Origin of the sequence: Shewanella colwelliana, assembly GCF_001735525.1 — a bacterium.
GTDB classification, from domain to species: Bacteria; Pseudomonadota; Gammaproteobacteria; order Enterobacterales; family Shewanellaceae; genus Shewanella; species Shewanella colwelliana.
Genome location: NZ_MCBT01000043.1, coordinates 210752 through 229147 on the forward strand (window position 1 = coordinate 210752; position 18396 = coordinate 229147).

Annotated in this window: 21 protein-coding genes; 4 read left to right on the forward strand and 17 right to left on the reverse strand. The window is 45.2% G+C overall.

Translation table 11 applies throughout. The features are described from left to right. Positions 1 to 53 precede the first annotated feature (53 nt). From rhlP to BEL05_RS14015, 4 genes are all read right to left on the reverse strand, one after another. A complete protein-coding gene (rhlP, locus tag BEL05_RS14000; protein ID WP_069671522.1) occupies positions 54 to 899 on the reverse strand; it encodes a rhombotarget lipoprotein in 846 nt (281 codons plus the stop codon). A 160-nt stretch (positions 900 to 1059) separates the two neighbouring features. After that, positions 1060 to 1992, reverse strand: a complete 933-nt coding sequence (locus BEL05_RS14005; protein ID WP_069671523.1) for an SPFH domain-containing protein — start codon at positions 1990 to 1992, stop codon at positions 1060 to 1062. After that, positions 1989 to 2915 carry an SPFH domain-containing protein gene (locus BEL05_RS14010; RefSeq protein ID WP_028762546.1) on the reverse strand — a complete coding sequence of 309 codons (927 nt, stop codon included), beginning with the start codon at positions 2913 to 2915 and terminating at the stop codon, positions 1989 to 1991. The genes BEL05_RS14005 and BEL05_RS14010 overlap by 4 nt, the downstream gene beginning before the upstream one ends. 38 nt (positions 2916 to 2953) lie before the next feature. After that, the gene (locus tag BEL05_RS14015; protein WP_028762545.1) at positions 2954 to 3409 is read right to left on the reverse strand and encodes an NfeD family protein; all 456 of its coding nucleotides are present in this window, start codon (positions 3407 to 3409) and stop codon (positions 2954 to 2956) included. Positions 3410 to 3674: 265 nt separating this feature from the next. Here BEL05_RS14015 and BEL05_RS14020 point away from each other — a divergent pair, with 265 nt between their 5' ends. Further along, a complete protein-coding gene (locus tag BEL05_RS14020; RefSeq protein WP_069671524.1) occupies positions 3675 to 4430 on the forward strand; it encodes an outer membrane protein OmpK in 756 nt (251 codons plus the stop codon). A 103-nt stretch (positions 4431 to 4533) separates the two neighbouring features. Here BEL05_RS14020 and udp read toward each other — a convergent pair whose 3' ends face one another. Further along, positions 4534 to 5292, reverse strand: a complete 759-nt coding sequence (udp, locus tag BEL05_RS14025) for a uridine phosphorylase (protein ID WP_028762543.1) — start codon at positions 5290 to 5292, stop codon at positions 4534 to 4536. Positions 5293 to 5742: 450 nt separating this feature from the next. Between udp and BEL05_RS14030 the strand changes: the two genes are divergently transcribed. Beyond that, entirely contained in the window at positions 5743 to 5958 is a 216-nt protein-coding gene (locus tag BEL05_RS14030) for an HP1242/YdcH family protein (protein ID WP_069671525.1), read from the forward strand. Positions 5959 to 6022: 64 nt separating this feature from the next. Here the strand turns inward: BEL05_RS14030 and BEL05_RS14035 are convergent, their stop codons facing one another. Both BEL05_RS14035 and BEL05_RS14040 read right to left on the reverse strand, forming a co-directional pair. Beyond that, on the reverse strand, positions 6023 to 7198 hold the full coding sequence (locus BEL05_RS14035; RefSeq protein WP_069671526.1) for a type III PLP-dependent enzyme: 1176 nt from the start codon (positions 7196 to 7198) through the stop codon (positions 6023 to 6025). Positions 7199 to 7408: 210 nt separating this feature from the next. Next, complete coding sequence (locus BEL05_RS14040) at positions 7409 to 7867, reverse strand: hypothetical protein (protein ID WP_037427927.1); 459 nt, start codon at positions 7865 to 7867, stop codon at positions 7409 to 7411. Positions 7868 to 8085: 218 nt separating this feature from the next. Between BEL05_RS14040 and BEL05_RS14045 the strand changes: the two genes are divergently transcribed. Then, positions 8086 to 8919, forward strand: coding sequence for a mechanosensitive ion channel family protein (locus tag BEL05_RS14045; protein WP_069671527.1), 834 nt, complete (start codon positions 8086 to 8088; stop codon positions 8917 to 8919). A gap of 40 nt (positions 8920 to 8959) precedes the next feature. On the opposite strand, the gene BEL05_RS14050 is transcribed toward BEL05_RS14045, so the two are convergent. Beyond that, on the reverse strand, positions 8960 to 9838 hold the full coding sequence (locus BEL05_RS14050; RefSeq protein ID WP_069671528.1) for a radical SAM protein: 879 nt from the start codon (positions 9836 to 9838) through the stop codon (positions 8960 to 8962). Between the two features lie 220 nt (positions 9839 to 10058). Here BEL05_RS14050 and BEL05_RS14055 point away from each other — a divergent pair, with 220 nt between their 5' ends. Beyond that, on the forward strand, positions 10059 to 10307 hold the full coding sequence (locus tag BEL05_RS14055; RefSeq protein ID WP_069671529.1) for a hypothetical protein: 249 nt from the start codon (positions 10059 to 10061) through the stop codon (positions 10305 to 10307). An 81-nt stretch (positions 10308 to 10388) separates the two neighbouring features. Here the strand turns inward: BEL05_RS14055 and BEL05_RS14060 are convergent, their stop codons facing one another. The 9 genes from BEL05_RS14060 to BEL05_RS14100 form a co-directional block, all read right to left on the reverse strand. Beyond that, on the reverse strand, positions 10389 to 10844 hold the full coding sequence (locus BEL05_RS14060) for a GNAT family N-acetyltransferase (RefSeq protein WP_069671530.1): 456 nt from the start codon (positions 10842 to 10844) through the stop codon (positions 10389 to 10391). A 186-nt stretch (positions 10845 to 11030) separates the two neighbouring features. Next, positions 11031 to 11519: a type II secretion system protein gene (locus BEL05_RS14065; protein WP_069671531.1), complete on the reverse strand. Its 489-nt coding sequence runs from the start codon at positions 11517 to 11519 to the stop codon at positions 11031 to 11033. Between the two features lie 13 nt (positions 11520 to 11532). Then, on the reverse strand, positions 11533 to 12060 hold the full coding sequence (locus tag BEL05_RS14070; RefSeq protein ID WP_069671532.1) for a type II secretion system protein: 528 nt from the start codon (positions 12058 to 12060) through the stop codon (positions 11533 to 11535). Positions 12061 to 12117: 57 nt separating this feature from the next. Beyond that, entirely contained in the window at positions 12118 to 12735 is a 618-nt protein-coding gene (locus tag BEL05_RS14075) for a type II secretion system protein (protein WP_069671533.1), read from the reverse strand. 73 nt (positions 12736 to 12808) lie between these two features. Further along, on the reverse strand, positions 12809 to 13300 hold the full coding sequence (locus tag BEL05_RS14080; RefSeq protein WP_069671534.1) for a hypothetical protein: 492 nt from the start codon (positions 13298 to 13300) through the stop codon (positions 12809 to 12811). Positions 13301 to 13342: 42 nt separating this feature from the next. After that, entirely contained in the window at positions 13343 to 14563 is a 1221-nt protein-coding gene (locus BEL05_RS14085) for a type II secretion system F family protein (RefSeq protein ID WP_069671535.1), read from the reverse strand. Between the two features lie 2 nt (positions 14564 to 14565). Then, positions 14566 to 16314, reverse strand: coding sequence for a GspE/PulE family protein (locus tag BEL05_RS14090; RefSeq protein WP_028762531.1), 1749 nt, complete (start codon positions 16312 to 16314; stop codon positions 14566 to 14568). Next, complete coding sequence (locus BEL05_RS14095) at positions 16311 to 17483, reverse strand: tetratricopeptide repeat protein (RefSeq protein ID WP_069671536.1); 1173 nt, start codon at positions 17481 to 17483, stop codon at positions 16311 to 16313. Before BEL05_RS14095 ends, BEL05_RS14090 begins: the two co-directional genes overlap by 4 nt. Further along, on the reverse strand, positions 17480 to 18391 hold the full coding sequence (locus BEL05_RS14100) for an ExeA family protein (protein WP_069671537.1): 912 nt from the start codon (positions 18389 to 18391) through the stop codon (positions 17480 to 17482). Before BEL05_RS14100 ends, BEL05_RS14095 begins: the two co-directional genes overlap by 4 nt. Positions 18392 to 18396: the final 5 nt, after the last annotated feature.

An 18396-nucleotide genomic window follows, 5' to 3' on the forward strand; every position in this document is an offset into this window, starting at 1 on the left:
GGACACATAAACCTAACGGCTGAAACCGATAGCCTGCCTGATACGAAGTCGCATTAGCTTAGACTAGTTAGTTGAGGTTCCTTTAGCTTTCGTTTACCTAAACCTGCCGCCAACAAGAGTGTGAGTAACCAGCCACCAAGCGCCCCCCCACTGTAACCCTCTTTATGTTCTATCTTTGCCACTTTTTCCTCTTTCACTCTCACCTTAAAGCGGCCAAGTTCATCATCAAGGTTAGTGACCATGTCATCAACAGCAAGGTCAAAGCCAAGGTAGCCATTTTCATCAAGGGTAGCATCGATCCCTATCGCCGTAGAGCGCTCTTCTAGCTTACTAAGACCCGGGGCTCTGAACAGCATTTTTTTGCTTTTCACATCAAAGACGGCGGTATCAACAAAAGTCTGTACGGAGTTTTCATTTCCGGGAATCACATACATGCCTACAATCGTCCAATATAACAGTGCCGCATTATTATCTAACGTCTGTGATACTTGGTCATAAGAGATAAGAGCCATAACGTCGACGTCATGCAGCCGAGCGACTTGGGCTAAGGTATCAAATCCTTGACCCCCCTTTAGATAAGTACTGGGGATCAATTCAATTCTGTCGATGTAATCGTATTTGATGAAAGAAGCTTTTACCTTTTCAAGCAATGCCATTTGCGAATTATGGCTAATGCCATCGCGAGATAAGCTATTTGAGGGAATGAAAGCGATGCCAACATTGACGGGTAATCTCAAAGTCGGCACTTCAGGCTTGTGCTCACTTCGGCTTTCTGGATTTGGATAAAGAAAATCGACTAAGCTACTTGAGACGGTTTTATTCGCGCCGTTATTACTCATCATGGCACCACAAGCGGATAACAGAAGCACCGCAACAATCACTAACATACGCTTAATCATAATAAATCCTTTTAATCAGCCAATAGCTTAGTGAACTATCATCACCCAAAATCAACAAGGTTAGAATCATTACCCTCAATATATTTGGCATTAAGGATATAAAAATCTCACTAAGCAGTGTCATTGCCTAGTGAGATAGTCTGGCATTATCGACAGCAGGCTATTTGCTCTCTTCTAGGCCAATGCTGTTCATCCAATGTTCAAAATCCATCATATTGCCTGGTAGCACAATCTTACTAGCGTTTTCACTTAAGCCATCAAATTGCTTTAGGTATTGTGCACCCAGTTGCATGCGCACTACATTTTTACCACCTGGTGCAGCGATCACTGTGGCCATACGCTCAATGGACTCTGCCGTGGCCTTAGCAATGGTTAAGATCTCTTCCGCCTTACCTTCAGCCTCATTAATTCGGCGCTGCATCTCACCTTCTGAGTGGTTAATAGTTTCTGTCTTTATCCCTTCTGAGCGATTAATCTTACTCTGTTTATCACCTTCACTTTTTGCCAACAGGGCACGGCGTTCGCGTTCGGCGTTGACCTGCATCTCCATGGCATTCTTAACCGTTTCCGGCGGAGTGATGTTTTTGATTTCATAGCGGTGAACGCGAATGCCCCACATAGCTCCAGCTTGATCAAGCACTTCGACCACTTTAGCACTAATCACATCACGCTCTTCAAAGGTGCGATCTAAATCTAGGGTACCAATCACAGAGCGAGTCGTCGTTTGCGCCAATTGGATTGCCGCATAACGATAATCAGTTACCCCATAACTGGCCTTGACCGGATCGATGACTGAGATATAGATAACACCATCGACCTCTACATTCACCTCATCACTAGAGAAGCACTCTTGAGGCGGTACGTCGATAGTCTCCTCTTTAAGGTCATGGATATAAGCCACTTTATCGACAAAAGGAACTAAGGCGTGAAAACCCGCATCTAATGTCGCGTGATACTTACCCAATCGCTCAACCACACATGCCGATTTTGTTGGTACCAACCTTATAGATTGAAACAGTTTAATGAGGAAAATGGCAAAGATGAGCCCCCAAATGCCTAAGACGATAATGTCTGTATTGATACCTGCAATCATGAGCGACCTCCTTTTACCTGACCCACATTATGAGTCACCTGTTCCATTCCTTCGAAGAAGCCTTCCAGTTTAGCCAGCTCTGCTGGTACAACTGAAATCTCAGCCTCACTTAATATCTTGCCCACCTGAACGATAAACTGTTCCTTAAGCTGCATATTCATCGCTTCATTACCGCCGTCGAGTGCTAAGGCCTGCGACACTAAAGTCATTGCCTCAGCTTTTGCTTTGGCGACAATAGCAATCTCCTGCGCAGTACCTTTGGCTTCATTAATACGCTTCTGCTTTTGTCCCTCAGAGATATTAATCGCTTCTTGACGTTCACCTTCAGACAGATTAATCATCGCCGCTTTTTCTGCATTCGCTAAGGTGATCTCGGCACGCTTACTGCGCTCCGCTTCCATCTGTTTTTCTAGCGTATGGATAACCTTATAAGAGGGCGTTATATTTTTAATCTCGTAACGCAGCACCTTTATGCCCCACGGATCAGACGCTTTATCAATTTCACGTACAATCGACTCATTGAGACTATCGCGCTCAGAGAAGGTTTGGCTCAAACTTAACTTACCGATCTCTGACCGCATTGTGGTTTGCGCAAGGTTAACCGCAGCACGACGATAATCCTCAATGCCATAACTTGCTAGCTTGCCATCCATCACCTTTAAATAGACTAAACCATCGACTTCAAGCTGAGTATTATCTTTAGAGATACAGCTTTGCGGTGGCACATCTAGCACCTGTTCACGCGTATCATGTCGATAGGCAACACGGTCAAAAAATGGAATAAGAAAATGAAAGCCGGGTTGCAACACAACCCTGAATTTCCCCAAACGCTCAATCACATTAACTTCACGCATGGGCACAATCAGCAGTAACTTATAGAGAATAAAAAAGACAAATAGTACAACTAAGGTAAATACAAACATAGATTCCTTCCTTGATGTAAGAGAACAGCGCTTTAGGCTTATTCTGTCAAAGGTTCAACCACGAGGGCGATATTGTCTCGGCAGATCACTCGAACTTGGCTACCAACAGGAATTTCACTGCCATCGCCTAGCGCGGGCCATTCGGTTCCCTGAAACTCTACGCGGCCTTGTTGCTGCGCTGGTCCAATTACCGTTTTCACTAATGCTGTCTTGTTATACAGGTCGAAGTCTTCGTCGGTATTGTCGACATGAGAGTCTCCACCAACAAGTTTTTGGGTAAGTTGTCTAAACGCCAGCAACAGCACCATAGATGCAATAAACCAAAGCGTTAAGGCTTGCACAACCCCTTCGACTAATCCAACAGCTAAGGCACTGGCCACCACAAGACAGGCCGCGCCAAGCAAAACGACTATACCGCCAGGTAAGATAATCTCTGCCAGCATCAGCACAATCCCGATACCAGCCCAGATAATGATAGGATTTGAAAACTCCATATTTCCCCCTGAAATGTGAGTGTCCATTAAACGACTATATCAGCTCTTTTTTGACAAAGCGACATATTATGTCAATAACGCATTCTATATCGATGTAAAGCGATTGGCATCATTTTGAACCAGCTCACTGTTTATAATTTGGGCACAATCAACAAACCCATTATACTTCATCATAAATAATCACTTGGCATAACTAACAGTTAAATAATGTACTCACATGTACCATTACTGTTTTAAAAATAAGCCAATAAAATAGAGGTAGACGATGAAAAACTGCAAATGGCTAGCATTGGCCCTACTAGCCACCCAGCCCGCGATGGCTGAAGAGATGATTCAATGGTGGGATGTTAGCGCCACAGCGCTTCACGGGACAGATTACGACCTAGCTCCGTCACACAGACAAACCACGATTACCCTTGAAACTGCGGGTGCGTGGAAATATGGTGACTGGTTTGCGTTTCAAGATTTTATCAACTTTAACGGTTCCAATGTTAGCGAAGATAACACCACCTATGGTGAAATATCACCACGATTCAGCCTAGGGAAGATATCCGGTAAGTCGCTTGAAATGGGCGCGATAACCGACGTATCACTGGCGTTTACTCTTGAGGAGGGCGAAGGCCCTGTAACGAGTTTTCTCTACGGTATAGGAGTAGATTTTGCACTTCCCTATTTCAGCTACTTTAACGTTAATGCCTATCGTCGCGATGCGATCAGTAGCGGCAATAACAGTGATGGCTGGCAGCTAACCCCCGTCTTTAGAATGGACTTCCCCGTGGGCAACTCTACTATTGTTTTTGATGGCTTTTTCGATTGGGTGTTCTCTGCTGACAACCAAGGATATGAGGAGAACTTTCACTTCAACCCACAACTTAAATACGATTTAGGTGCAAGCATTTTCGGTGATCACAAGAAAAACCAACTCTTTGTGGGTGTCGAATATGATTATTGGCAAAATAAGTATGGTGTTGACGGCATAAATCAAAATACCTACTCAGTCATTGCTAAGTATCATTTCTAAGGTCTGAATTTCGCTTAGAAAAAAGGCGCTTAAAGCGCCTTTTTTTGTTTTCTCTATATACCAAAGCTCTTTGCAGGGAAGCTTTTGTATCATTGAGTGAGCGTTATGCCATCATCTTCTTCGCAGCAGCGACAACAATCGATACTGCACTGGTTTCAGTTTTCTTCATGGTCACTTCGTCAGGGATCTCTTGCTGTGTGCGGTTAACAATGACACCAGCAACACATGCAGCACGCCAACCTTGTGTCGCACACATGGTAAATAGCGTAGAAGATTCCATCTCATAGTTAAGTACGCCCATCTCTTGCCACTCTTTCATTGAACCGGCATAACGACGAGTCACACGACCTGATACGGTATCGTAACGTTCTTGTCCTGGATAGAAGGTATCTGATGATGCAGTAATACCAATGTGAGGCTCTAAACCTGCTTCGCGACTCGCTTCAACCATTGCGGTTGTGCACTCAAAGTTAGCGACTGCAGGAAACTCCATTGGCGCAAAATGTAAACTTGCACCATCAAGACGCACTGATGCTTGCGTTACAATCACATCACCCACGTTCACCTGTGGCTGAATCGCACCAGTTGTACCAACACGCAAGAAAGTATCAACGCCTAGTTGCGCTAACTCTTCTACTGCAATAGATGTTGATGGGCCACCGATCCCCGTAGAACAAACCACTAATGGCTTGCCATCAATGTAAGCAAGGTAGCTAGTGTACTCACGGTGACTCGCTAAAAACGTAGGATTGTCCATTAATTCGGCAATACGTTTAACTCGCTCTGGGTCACCTGGCACGATCGCCAAAGTTGCACCATCTAACATCTCTTTCGTCAGGCCTAAATGAAATACATCTGACATTGTGAAAACCCCTTTCAATTTTGATAATAAAATTCTTATAAATTGAACTTTAACCTAGTATGGAAGCCATTAAGGTTAACCTGATCACACTTTTCTCGCCACTAGTTAGATATTTTGTTGTAATGAATTTACTAAATCATTTCATCTGTATGAACAAGAAATATAGCAACTAGTGCCTAGTCTGCCACCTATGCAGCATGATTTATCCCTCAGAGTGATCAAGATCAAATAATCTACAATTATCAGCGATAAAATTGCGACAAAAAACATAGAAATAACAAGGAGGTAAATACCACTACATTGATAGGTATCAAAAATCTGCCACAAGGTGAAATAGATCACAAATCAACCACATAAATCGCGCTAGGCTGGATTTGTACCAAACAAAAAAACAAAAATTTGGTCACTGAATACCCTCAATATTTACCATTATAAAAAAGGATTGCCGTCATGTTTCCAGAACATAGAGACCTCATCAGCGAACTCAAAACTAAAGATGCTCATTTCTTGAAAATGTTTAATAAACATAATGAATTAGATGACGAGATCAAGGAGTTAGAACAACACGCTGCCAGTGATTTTACGCCTGAAGTGAAAGTGCTTAAACAGCAAAAACTGCACATCAAGGAGGAGTTACACCAGATCCTTCAGACCCATCTAAAGTAGCAGCAAAAAAGGCGTACCTAAGTACGCCTTTTCATTTCCACAGCAGTCCCTTACTTAATGGCCCCTAAAGGTAATAGTCTTTCAGTGGAGGAAAACCATTAAAACATACCGCTGAATAAGTGGTCGTGTAAGCTCCTGCTGTCAACCAATACATACGGTCACCAATAGCTAAGTCAACGGGTAAACCATAGCGATAATGCTCATACATAATATCGGCGCTGTCACATGTTGGCCCTGCTATTACGCACTTATCTAACGCTCCTTTACGCTCGGTATAAATGGGAAACTTAATCGCCTCGTCCATGGTTTCAATTAAGCCTGAGAACTTACCGACATCGGTGAACACCCAGCGTTCAGTAGCCGTATAAGACTTCTTGCTGATCAGCACCACCTCTGACACTAAAATTCCTGCATTGGATAACAGTGAGCGTCCAGGCTCCAGAATAATTTCCGGTAGTTCATCATTAAAGTGTGCCGTTAAAAAACCGCTGATCTGTTGCGCATACGTGGCGAGGGCATTGGTCTTATCAATATAGTTTGCCGGAAAGCCTCCACCTAAATTGATCATCTTAAGCTGAATGTTATGCTCGTTTTTAAGACGCTCAAAAATGCCCTTGACCTTGCCTATGGCACTATCCCAAGCACTGATATCTCGCTGCTGTGAACCCACATGAAATGAAATTCCATGCGGTTTTAAACCTAACGACTTAGCCAGTACTAACAACTCATATGCCATCTCGTTGTGGCAGCCAAACTTACGAGATAATGGCCAGTCGGCAGTATCGGTCGCTTCAGTTAAAATTCTGACATAAACTTTTGCACCGGGCGCTTCTTCCGCCAGCATACGTATATCGGCTTCAGAATCCGAGGCGAACATTCGTACGCCACGTTGATAAAATGCCCGCACATCTATGCGTTTTTTTATGGTATTGCCGTAACTGACTCTATCACTCGTCACGCCGATATCAGTGACCATATCGAGTTCATAGATAGAGGCTATATCGAAATTAGCCCCTTTATCACGTAACAAGGACAACACCTCCTCTGCGGGGTTAGCTTTAACCGCATAATAGACACTCGCGTAGGGAAATTGGGTAACCATCTCATCATATTGCTTGGCAATGATCTGGGTATCAATGACGACAAACGGGGTGGGTCTATCTTGCGCAAACGATTTGATACGTTCAAAGGTATTTGAATCGTAATATTCTGCTACATCAATCGCTTGAAATTGGCTCATCGGGCCCTTGTCTCCTAAGTTAAGCGTGATAAAAAATCACGCGCAGTAGACAACGTTTCTAACGATTTTGCAATGAGTTTTTATGCTAAAAAGTTAACTTTTTATGCTTGATGAGTTTAGGGCGAAATATTGAAAGTTAATCAGATGACAAATCAGCAAATTAGTGCGGATATGGTGACTAAACCATAGAGCTCAGCCACCAAATAGAAATTACTTGATAACGTCCACTAACTCGCTCGCTGTTGCTGCTTGAGTCACAGACATCACCTTTAGCTGCTCTAGTTTGATCACCGTTGCAGTCTCTTTATCACCAGGCCATAACTGAGTCTGCTCACCTTCACGGTCGAGGCCAATGCTAAAAGGCAGATCTTTCATTTGGGGTACAGCGACAAATTTTGCAATCAATGATGGCATACCGCTGATGTCTGCAATATAGACCAAATGTGCAGGCTGTTCCGTTTGAGGTAGGGTCTCCAGTGCTTCTTTAATTATATCTCCCCCCTTCATCCCTCGACTAAACAACAGCACCTTGGTATCTGCTGACACACCTATCGACTGCTCATGCTGATCTTTAAAATCAACCACTTGAAGACTATCTCCCACAGTAATGGTGGTCGCCTGCGCGCTGGAAAAAACCAATAAACTCAATACAAATACTAGCGCTTTCATAAAGCTCCTTAATAAGCCTGTTGAACGAAATGAGTGGAAGTAAACTATAACTTAAGTCAGTAAGCCCACCTGCAAACGGATGACAATAGCTTGAGCCACCTCACGCTATAATGCTCATAAACAAAATCATGCAGATTCTTGTTATCAAGGTATTGAAAATTAAGTAACATAACGCCAACGAACGGTGGTTACCACCCAGACTAAGTAGGGACAGTGTGATGAACGAAAATGGCTTAGAGCAGGAGCTAGCGCAACTACAGAACGTCTATAACTTACTCACTGAATTTCTAGTGAAATATAGTTTTCAGTTAGTGGGTGCAGCGCTCATTTTCCTATTGGGACTTTGGGTCGCCAACAAGGTTTCAAACTTGGTCGCCAAGCAATTTGAAAAACACGATATCGATATTACCTTAAGCAACTTCGTCTCTAATCTTGTCAGAATATTGATTGTGGTGATGGTTGGGATCATCGCATTAGGAAAACTTGGTATCAGTATTACCCCTATGGTTGCCGCCATTGGTGCAGCCTCGCTAGGTGCCGGCCTCGCTTTACAAGGCATGCTAGCTAATTATGCCGCCGGTGTGACCATTATTGTCACTCGCCCATTTGTTGTCGGTAATACCATAGAAATTAAAGGGGTCAGCGGTGTTGTTAAAAGCATTCATCTTGGCCTGACGCTGCTCACCAACGAGGAGGGAGAGGTAATAAGCATACCGAACAAACACATTGTCGGCGAGATCCTCCACAACTCATTTGAGCACAAATTGGTTAGTACCCATTTCAATGTTAGCTATAGCAGTGATGTCAATCAGGTGTTAGCCATCGTCAACCAAGTACTCAGCAGCAACAAACAGGTCAACCAGCAACGTCCTCCTCAGGTGGGCATTAATGGCTTTAACAGTATTGGGCTAGAGATTGGTTTGCGATATTGGGTACCTACGCCAACCTTTTATCAAAACAAATATCAGATCAATCTCGATTTAATGAATGCGCTGCAGCAGGCCGGAATCACCATCCCCTGCCCTGTACGTGAGATTCATATCGAAAAGTAGCCGTAATGAGGCTTTCTAGGAGCCAAGAGCAGATCTTGGCTCACAATCCTCGCTGCCACTCTTGGCGCAACGGAACTAGTCCTGCAATGGCTTGCTCAACCTGAGCCAACAAGCTGGGTTTATCCTTGCCCAGTACCCCCTTTAACACTAAATAGTTTGAAGCATGGTCAGAGCGAAATATGGTTTTATTCAGCTCAAGATGACTAAGTAACATCTGCATCTCATTAAGCAGCCCAAGTTGATTTGGCAATATGAATTTACCGCCAAACACTGTGTCCATTCGCTCGGTCCCTAGCGGCAGTGTCACCACTAAGGTTGACAGATAGTCGGGCTGAGCTGCATTCATGAGCTTTGCCGAGTTGACGGCGTGTTGCTCAGCGAAGCGCTCGCCCCCTAAGCCATTAAGTATCATGACTGACGATTTCATGCCTGCGGCACGGATTTTCTCTAATGCAGCCAAAGAGGAAGCATAAGTCTCGCCCTTATCTATGCAGCTTAGCACTTCATCGTCGCCACTCTCACAGCCAACATAGAGTAAAGATAGGCCCAACTCACGTAGTCGAGACAGCTGTTCGGGTGTCTTATTGGTTAAGTTACGGGGTAGGCAATAGCTGCTAATGCGCGTCACCTGAGGCAAGTGCTCCCGTATCAGCAAGCAGATAGCTTCAAGCCGTTTAAACGGCAAGCTCATGGCGTCACCGTCGGCAAGAAATACTCGATAAATTGGCACGCCACTTTGCTTAACCTTGAGGATATCAGCGGCAACATTGTCCAATTTTTGTGCACGAAATTGCTTTTGTGGCGCGGTATACATATCGCAAAAACTGCAGCGGTTCCAGCTGCAACCATTGGTCACTTGAAGGATGAGAGACTTCCACTCTGAGGGAGGACGGAAAACAGGTTCGATATAATTAATCAATGTGAAGTTTCCTAATACTTGTCAAAAATGTGAGCGCTTTCATAAATTTTAATAGCCGTTTACGATTCGCCGATAGAATTTGATCTCGTGCAATTATTGTTCAGATAATTGCCGATACAATAGTGCAGCTTAACTAATTAAGTTAATGCTCTCATAAGTCAATTTGGCTTGTGATAATAGAAAACTGGCTGCATAGGCCTACATACGCAAAGATAATAACATGCAAGTAGCACAACAACTGCAAGACAGGCGAGGGACTAGCCTGCATCATGATGAGCATTGGAACTCTATGAGCGCAGAGCAAAAAATGGCCCTCTACAACCTGCACCGGTTTGGCTATCGGCTGTTGTTTGTTCGCCATTTGCCTTCGGGTCCGTTAGCGATTATTGCCCAGCAAAACCAACTATCAAGCATTGATAGCCATGGTAACGTTAACCATAATCCGAGGATCCGCTTACGGGATCAATAATCTAGCACGTTTAAGATTATTGCACAGTCTACTTTCCCAAACATAAAAGAGCACTCGATGTGCTCTTTTTTATAAACTTTTTTAACTATGTTTCAAAAGCATATCCCGATGAGGAATACCATCTTCTAAGTAGGTCTCGGATACTGGCTCAAATCCTTGGCGCTGATAAAAGTTCAAAAGATGCGCTTGCGCGCCTATCTGAATGTTCACCCTAGGCCAGTAATGTTTAGCCGTTTCCACGGCTTGCTGCACTAACTGCTGGGCAACGCCACTACCCCGCGCGCTTTCAGCCACAAGCACCCTGCCTATACTCGACTCACAGTAACTCACACCGGGAGCCAATATCCTTGCATAGGCCACGATGTTAGCTTGGGTATCTGTGGCGAACAGGTGCCGTGTCCCTGCCAATGTGTCTTTGCCATCTAGCTCAGGATAGGGGCAATTTTGCTCCACGACAAACACATCAACCCTGACACGCAGTAGCTCATATAGCTGCGCTGTGGTCAACTCTGCAAATGTTAGATTGTGCCACTGCAAATAAGCCCCCTTATTACCTTAATTATGCCCGCCAACTTATTAACAAGCAGTCTATCATCGTTTTTCATTGTGACTCTAGTCCACGCTGACAACTATCTATGATTGCATTTTTTAACCTCTATCATTCAGCTAAATTCCCAATAAAAAAGCCCACATAAAGCGGGCTTTTTCAAGAAAGAGAACTACTTAACAATTATCTTTCTCGACCTTATACACAGGCAAGGTTGTAGCTGTAGCATCGGTATACTCAACAAAACACTTTTTAGTCGCTGAAGGTGTTATATCGGCCGGATGAATAATGATATCAGCAGAGCTGACGCCTGACGCTGGTACTGCAATAGTCCATTCTGTGGCATCAATCTCTAAAACTTTAGCCATCTCAGTTGCGTCCGCTTTAACATAGCCATAAACGCCAATAGTATCAGCAGTGCCATTACCAGTAGTATCGATGTTGGCAGTTGTGCCACCATCCGCTTTTTCTTTGCCTTGAATCGCTGCCTTTGAATACAATAGCGTGTTTGCACCTTGTAAAGCACCTTTCATTCCTTCAAGGGTCGAAGCACGCGCATCTGACTGCAAGTTAATAAACTTAGGTGCAGCGGTGACTGCCAGAATACCTAAGATAATAATCACAACGACTAACTCAATCAGGGTAAAACCTTTTTGCTTATTCATTTAACCTATCCTATTAACAATCTGTTGTTACTGCAGTAACTTTGGCAGGCGTGACCACTTTACTCGTGGCATCCTGTGATGCTGTAGTGTAATCGACACGGCATGCATCCGTTGTCTTCTTACCATTCGGTACTATGATAAATTTAGTATCACTTGAGTAAAATACTCCCCAATCATCTGTTGAAACCGCGGTATCTGCTGCTGCGAGAGCTTGAAATGTCATATCCATGGCTTTTTCAAGATTGGTTTTCACCACTGCAGTGCTTGTTGCGCTGTCCAAATACCCGTAATCAGTGGTCACGTTGACACCGGTTGCAATGGTAATCGACGCACCTGCATCTTTCTCTTTGCCCGCTATAGCAGCCTTTGAGTAAACGAGTGAGTTGGCGCCTTGCAAAGCCGCTTTGACACCATCCACAGTCGATGCTCTAGCATCTGACTGTAAATTAATAAACTTAGGTGCTGCGGTGACCGCCAAAATACCTAAAATAATGATCACAACCACTAGCTCAATAAGCGTAAAACCTTTCTGCTTATTCATCGTTAACATCCTTAATAGAAAATTTAATCACGCTTCTTAGTTGAGAAACGATGCTATTTAATTAGTAAAACTCAATACTTGGCCTGTACCTGGGTTATAAGTGATCCCTTTCGCATTAGCAGTGTTTAAATCGGGCGCTGGTGTTGGAACACCATTCGTTGGATTCAAGGCTAAAGAGGCAACCTGATGATAAACACAGAGATCTAAATTGTTGATCACTACGCCATTGATCGCTGTAGCCGTGCCGCCTGCACCACCTATTACTCTTGCAGTAAAACGTTGGTTGCGCGCATCTTGATTAAACAGTACATTGCGCGGCGCGCTTTGTAGAATATTCTGAAATACCTCTTGGCACGAGGCATTAGTCATTCCTGTAGCACTGGTTACGGTTAGGCCTGTAGGAAAACCAAATCGGGTGTCCAGAGAAATGGTAGTACCATCGAGGACAACACTCGTGTTGTTACGGCCATCAACTTCCCACTGAGAGCGCACAAAGCTAACGGCAGTGGCTAAGCCACCAGATACACCATCAACGCTGGCATCCTCGGCATCATCAGTCACATTCAAAAATCGCGGAATCGCGGTGGCCGCCAAAATCCCCAAAATTACGATGACAATCACGAGTTCAATCAGAGAGAAGCCCTGTTGCTTCCCATTTAAATACTTGCTTTGCATACCTAACTCCCTTCAACAATTGCCACAATTCTATCAGTTTCGATATTTTTAGAAACCTTTGATATTACTAAATTTACTCTTTCGTCAAAAAAATTACACGGCCCGATGTGAGCTGATAACTTAATCGATCACCATTTTTAGCAATGTAGCTACAAACATTTCGCTCACGGCTTATTTCTGTGGTAATTTGTGCGGCTTCGACTCTTGAACCTAACAACTGCCACCAAAGTTCTTTACAGCCCACAATATCAGCGCCAACAACAATTGGCCAACCCTCTTGGCTCATTGAGATGACCCCCTGATGATCATTATCACTGAGTAACGACGTAGACCAATCCAACCTCAGTTGCGGCGGACGACCTTGTGTCAGCCACTGTGAACGCACCATAGCCAACACATTGAGTAACCGAGAATGCTCAACTTTAAGCCCATTGGCGGAAACTTTTTCTACGCTAGCAAAAAACTTAAACCCTAAAATCGCCAAAATAAGTAACATTAAAACTATAGCAATAATCTTGCCGTAAACATGCATGAGTTCGCTGTCTGCTTGCTGTTGCCGCTCCATCAACACTGCCTGCCAACGCAAAAGTGACTACAGAGTGTCATTTTACTGCCCACCCTTGACCACATTGAGCATATCCCACATCGGCAGATAGATACCGAGCGCGAGGATCAATACAATAACCGCAACAATACCTATCAATATAGGCTCCAACTTAGCTGTGAGATTTTTTAAGTCATAATCGACCTCACCTTCATAAAAATCCGCCGCATCATTAAGCAGTTGATCTATCTGACCAGTCTCTTCACCTACTGCCACCATCTGTAATACTAGCGGCGTAAACAGTTGGCTTGCGTTATGAACTCGCAGCATTGAATCACCGGATTCAATGCCACGTCGCATGCCAACGATGCGGTCATGCATATAGGCATTATCTACTGCATCGGCGACCAAACTCAGCGCCTGTGTCATCGGCACGCCCGCACTGAGCATCATGGCAAAACTGCGGCAATAGCGTGATAAGGTCGAGCGCTCAATGATACTGCCAACCGCGGGTATTTTGAGTTTCCACTGATCCCATTGCCGCTCACCTTTTTCACTATTATGCCAATAACGAATACCCACAAATAACGCGGCGATACCGGCCAGCAACAGATACCAGTAGTTGACGAAAAAGTTTGAGGTACCAATCAGTAACTTTGTTGCCCAGGGGAGATCGGCGCCAAAACGGGAAAACATATCAGCAAATTTGGGTATCACCATGATATTAAGCACGACTAAAGCCAATGCCACGGCAATCAATACAAATATCGGGTAACGCATCGCCGCTTTAATGCGTCGGCGAGTTTCTTGTTCGCGTTCTATGTATCCTGATAGCTGAATAAAGGCATCTTCCAGCTTACCCGTGTTCTCGCCAACGTGGATCATTGAGACAAATAGCGCATCAAATACATCAGGATGATGATTCATTGCCGAGGATAAGGGGCGGCCCGAGGTTAACTGCTCAGAAATATCATTGAGTGCATCTTTCATGCGTCGAGAATGAGTACTTTCTGACAGACCTGCAATAGCACGCAGTATTGGGATCCCCGAACGACTCAGTGAATACATCTGCCGAGTGAAAATTTGCAGCTCATCGAGACCTACTTTCGGCTTAAACAAGGTCCCTAAGTCAAAATCATGTTTGGGCCTAGTTTCATTGAGTTCCAACGGGATCACAGCACGAGACATAAGCTGATCAGCAGCAGCACTTTCAGTCGCAGCATCGAGCTGTCCAGTGACAGATTTCCCCTGTGCGTCTCGCCCTCTGTACTGATAAACCGGCATAGTTACTCCTCAACCCCTTGATGGAGCATCAAGGGGATCTGCGCATCCGATGCATCTTCAACTAACTTAGCGACCTCTTCGAGCGTAGTAAGCCCTTGTGCCAAGTAGGTCAACGCTGACTCGGCTAACGGCGTAAAATTGGGGCTTGCATAAGCCGCGGCCGCAAAGTCCTGTGGGTTACCCGTGCGCATTGCTTCAATCATGGATTCATCTAACTCAAGAATCTCAAATACACCAATTCGACCACGATAACCGCTGCCGTTACAGCTCTGGCATCCGGCACCCATTTTAAATGTGGCTTGTGAAAAATCTTGTTTAGTTACCGATTTTAGCCAAGCCTGATCTTGTGGCCCCATCTCATAGGCTTGCGCACAGTTATGGCACACTCGACGAACTAGACGCTGGGCAATTATCACCCTAAGAGCACTAGCAACGAGATAACTGGCCGCGCCCATATCTAATAGACGCAGTGCACTGGTTACCGCATCATTAGTATGCAAGGTCGACAGGACAAAGTGACCCGTTAAAGCGCCTCGCAGACCAATCTCTACCGTTTCTTGGTCACGCATCTCACCCACCATGATAATATCGGGGTCTTGACGCAAAGTCGTACGTAGTACGTTGGAGAAGTCTAAGCCAATCTTGTGATTGACTTGCACCTGGTTAATCCGTGGTAATTGATATTCAACTGGGTCTTCAACAGTAATGATCTTTCTATCGGCGGTATTAAGCTCACTTAGCACGCCATAGAGTGTGGTGGTTTTACCGCTACCCGTTGGACCTGTTACCAACAACATACCGTGAGGGCGCTTAATCTGTTTACGCACTCTCGCCAACATCTCGGGCGGCATACCGGTTTCATTTAACGTCAGTAACCCTGCCGATTGGTCGAGTAAACGCATCACCACCGACTCACCATGATAGATAGGCATCGTCGACATACGTACGTCGATTTTATGGCCTTTTATTTCCATGTGAAAACGCCCATCTTGCGGCAGGCGCTTTTCAGAAATATCGAGTCCGGCCATCAGCTTTAAACGCAACACTAATGCGGCGGCAATATTAACCTCTTGTAAGATATTCTCCTGCAATTGGCCATCAATACGCTGACGGATACGGAGCACTTTTTCACCCGGCTCAATATGAATATCCGACGCTCGCATCTGTACCGCATCTTCAAAAATTGACTGAAGTAACTTAACAACCGTGGTTTCGTTATCGCTATCGGCGTCGGTTAAACTGGCAAGGTCAAACTGGTCGTCAGCGGCATACTCTTCTTCAAGCTTACCCGCAATTTGTGCAATCTCGCCCGTACGGCGATACAGATTGTCAAAGGCATCAAGCAGCTGTGTCTCAGTAACCACAGCAAGCGTTAATCGCTTCGGAGCTAACATCACTTCAATATTATCGAGCGCTTGTAAGTCGGCTGGATCGCTCATTGCTACCAAGACACTTTCACCGTCATCTTCGACCGCCAAAGCACGATAGCGGCGCGCTTGAACCTCTGGCAGCAAATTAACCACTTGAGGCGCTATCGCTCGACGGCTGATATCCAAGAAAGGAATATTAAGCTGCTGCGACAGGAATTTCAGCAGTTGATCTTCTGTGATTGATGAGAGATCAATCAAGGTTCGCCCTAGCTTTTTACCACTGTTTTTTTGCTCGGCCAGTGCCTGCATCAACTGCGCTTCGCTGATAATTTGTTCTTGCACGAGCAGGTCGCCTAAACGCATCTTTAACTTTGGTTTCACTCGAACTCTCCTAACTGCGCTAAGCGACTTTCCACGTAGCTAATCGCTTCGTTAGATAAACCACTCTGCTTTAAAGCTTGCTTGTAGGCCTGATTAGCCATCACATATTTCTGTTGTGAGTCGAGCGCGTAGCCCAGCCCCATCCACCAGCGGCCCTGACTCGGCTCAAGTCTCGCTAACTGACGATAGCTTGCCTCGGATAACTCATATTGCCCCAACTGCTGAGCAAGCTGGCTTTGCATCGTCCACTTATCTTTAGCCAACAGATGGCTATCAGGGATCAGGGCTAAGGCTGTCAATGCAGAGGCCTTATCGCCCCCAGCCTCACGCACCCTTGCCAATAGCAAGGCATAATCGAGTTCCAATGGATACAGGCTCAAGCCCTGTTCGAGTATCGATTGCGCCTCGATAAACATCCCCTGCCCATAGTAAAGTGCGGCCAAATGTTGCCGGGCTTTATGCATCTGTGGACTTAATCTTAATGCTTCGGAGAAATACCCCAGAGCCTCGCTCTGACGGCCCTCATTCTGTGCCGCCATCCCTAAAGCAAAACGTTTTTCTGCAAGCTGTTTCGGAGTCAATCTAACTTCGGTCACCGCCATTTTCCCGCTTAATGGTGTGCTTTGGGTTGTTCTGTCGACCTTTTTAGGCGCTTGCTTTACCGCAGTGACTGGAGGCTTTTGCGTTACTGTCACTGTTTCAGCAGTAATCTGCACAGGCACTTCATCAGGTGTAGCTGGGTTCTTGGGCTTATCTTGAGTATTAGCAGATGGGACATTTGACTGTTGACGCTGCTGTGAGCGGTTTTGCTCAATCGTTTTATCGGCAGTCAACTTCGTCGTCATCTGAGCAGGCTTGGCCTCTCCCCTTGCAGGCTCAACTGAACCACTATCAGTCTCAGCCGAGATAGGAGTATCGGCAACCTTATCAGTATGTGCGTCTTCCACCTGCTGGGTTAATAAAGCGTTGTCATGGCGAAGCTGAGATAATTGCGACCACCCCAAACCTCCACCGATGAGGAGAAGGCTAGCGAAAATAATCAGTAGCACCCAAGGGAGTCGGTGGGGTTGACGACCTTGATACTGTAACGGAGGCACAGGCAGTTCATCTAAATCATGACTCTGCTGACGCTTATCGAGATCTTTTAGCATAGTATTAATCACACTCATGCTGCAGCCCCTAAAAACCAATACACCGAGACCGAAACAACGACAATCGCAGCAGCACCAAGTGCAGCAAACCATCCACGCGTTAGCATGGCCGAACCTTTTGCATCATCGGTGTCATTAATGGCTGCTTTAATATGCTGGTGAGATACACACTGCGCCCCTTCACCAAAAGCCAACAACAATGCTTTATGCGCCAAAATATTGATCAATCTTGGGATCCCTCGCGACGCCTTAGCAAGTCGCATACAGTTATTTTGTGAAAACAGTTCCGGCCCTTGATAACCCGCTATTTGCAAGCGGTGAGCAAGGTAGGCCGAGGTTTCACCGCGTGTTAACGGACGTAATTGATAACTAAAAGTGATGCGTTGACGCAGTTGGCGGAACTGTTTTAATGCGAGTCGTTCGTCGAGCTCTGGCTGGGCAAACAACACCACCTGCAGTAGTTTTCGACTCTCGGTTTCTAAATTAGTAAATAACCGTAATGCCTCTAAGCTTTCATCAGGCAGTGCTTGTGCTTCATCTAATACCAACACAATCGAATGTCCATGGGCTGACAACGCAATCAACTGTTGCTGGATAAGAGTCGTTAGTTGTTGCTGATCGATATTAGTTGAATACTTAAGTCCTAACTCTAATGCCACCGCCCAACGCAATTCATCAGGTGTTAAATAGGGATTAGGCAGATAAGCACAATGAAACCTTGAAGGGATCTCATTAAGCAGCTTGCGGCAGATGAGCGTCTTTCCCGTGCCTACCTCACCAGTAACTTTGATGAAACCTTCGCCAGTTTGCAACGCGGTTTGCAGCACCTGCAGCGCCTCAACGTGGGGAGCCAAACCGAAAAAAAATCCGGTATTAGGTGTTAAGGAAAATGGGGCTTCACCCAAGCCAAAGTGCTGCAGGTACAAGAGCG